At 44.9% G+C, this 1,992-nt stretch carries 2 protein-coding genes; one reads left to right on the top strand and one right to left on the bottom strand.

From position 1 onward, the window contains the following. Positions 1-158: 158 nt before the first annotated feature. Positions 159-1,274 (bottom strand): linear amide C-N hydrolase, encoded by a 1,116-nt coding sequence (locus tag BCT34_RS01865; protein ID WP_076653052.1) that lies wholly within the window; start codon positions 1,272-1,274, stop codon positions 159-161. 359 nt (positions 1,275-1,633) lie between these two features. Between BCT34_RS01865 and BCT34_RS01860 the strand changes: the two genes are divergently transcribed. Further along, the coding region (locus BCT34_RS01860) for a transposase (protein WP_133150977.1) at positions 1,634-1,992 on the top strand (359 nt) is incomplete at its 3' end.

Here is a 1,992-nt window from a genome sequence, read left to right as displayed (position 1 = left end):
TCACTATGCCACTACAGTTCTTCTTCCGCAAGGACGGGAGTTGATAGGATGGATAAAGCCAGGCTAGTTAAAGCTAGTTTTTTCATTAATAAATTCTCTTTGGGGCAAAAAAAAGCCGAACCGGAATGGCTCGACCTTATCTAGTGGTTATTGGTTAATTAAATGCTTGGTGTTACGTCTACAACTGACTGAGTGCGGGTTTTGTCTAGCTCTAAATATTGAATCCCTTCGCCTGTGTTGCTGAAGTCTATTTTATTTAGATCAATCATTCGAACCTGGCGATCAAATTGAGTGTGATAGTAGTATTTTAAGTTTGTAGCGTCTGCCGTTGTCGTCCAGGTCGTCGCCGCCTGTGCGTACTTTAAATAATCGGCGCTAATTGCTCCGCCCTCTGACGCGCCAACCGGAAGCTGAAAACCGTCAAGGATTCGGAACGCCTCGTTAACCGCGTCGGCTCCGTCTTTTGTGTCTCTCGCTATTTGAGTGTACGCAACGGCTCTAACGAATCGAGAAGGTGGGGTAAAGTCGCCAGGAACGCCAAGCAATCCAGTACCGCCGCCCGTTGGCTTAATATCAACGCCGTTTAGGGTGATTGACCCGCGTTCCTGCTGCTGAAGGTATAGATAATTGCTTAGGTTGTTCATGTGCCAATCAAAGCTAGGGCTGTTAGTCATAACGCCAATAGGGTTATCAAAAACGGTTAACTCACCATTTAGGTACTCGACAACAATTCGATCGTTATTAGCATCGACAACCGTCCAGTGAATCGGGATCTCTGAGTTACCAAATTTTTCCTCTTTCTGCATAATTACGGTTACATCTTTAAGACCTTCCGCGACTTCTTCGACTGTTGCGAACTGACCAAGCATATAGTTAGCTAGCGCCTGGGTGCTGATAGTTGAGTTTGCATCTAGAGGGTTATATTCCGGGAATTCCGCCGCTCCTGGGTGATATAGAGCGCCAACAACTAGACCTTTTTCATTCATACCATCAACTGCTAGATCTTGAAGAACGGCGTCCATTGCAACAAAGCCGTATTTGTTCGAGTACGTTAGCGCCTGTTTGCCGTCCGGGGCTGTGCCTGTGTAAACATGCCCACGCGGAGAGATCGCAAGCCTAGAATTGACGTCAAAAGCGCCCCATTCCATAGTGCGACCGTAAACAACCGCGCCGTCCTCTGAATTGATCACAAAACTTGTGCAAGCTGAAGCAGTAGCGGAAGCAACCGCAGCCGCTACAATTGTAGCCGTCATAAACTTATTTAGTTTTTTCATGGTTAATTACTCTTGTGTAAATGTTATTAGTGCTCCGCACTAAGGGCAAAGTTTTAATAGTATCGCTAGCCTTGCGTGGAGCGCGTTTAGTGCTAATTTAAGAATGTTTAAAAGTCCAAGGTCGGCACGTTAAACAATGACGCCGGAAAAGGATTTGATCACAAATAGAGGATTAGGCGTCAAGGTTATTACTTTTATAGGTGCTTTTTTATGGCCTCTAACTCTGAATGTATATAGTTTATTGAAGCGATAATTCGGGGTTTATTTTTAACCCTTAGCTGGCTTTGTTGCGTAATTCATTGGAACTAAATCCAGAACCTACGATCTGATCAGTTACGTCCACTCTCTCTCGAAGCTCTATGCCTAAACCTCTTTACAAAACAACCAACTGGAAGCAATACAACCAATCACTCATTAACCGTGGTTCTCTGACCTTTTGGATTGATGAAGAAGCAATAAGTGGGTGGACGCAAAGCAAACAGAATAAGCGCGGGAGGCCACGTCGGTTCAGTGATTTAGCTATTACGACAGCACTTAGGGTCAAACGAGTTTTTTCTATGCCATTGAGAGCGCTTCAAGGATTCATCGACTCGATATTTACGCTAGCCCATGTACCGTTAAGTTGTCCGCATTACACCTGCATCAGTCGTAGAGCCAAGCAAGTTGAGGTTTCATTTAAGACTAAAACGAGAGGAGCGATACAGCATCTAGCCATTGA

The sequence above is a fragment of the Vibrio sp. 10N.261.45.E2 genome (assembly GCF_002875705.1).
GTDB lineage: Bacteria > Pseudomonadota > Gammaproteobacteria > Enterobacterales > Vibrionaceae > Vibrio.
The sequence above is the reverse complement of the archived record's forward strand: the minus strand, read 5'-3'. Positions and strand labels throughout refer to the sequence as shown.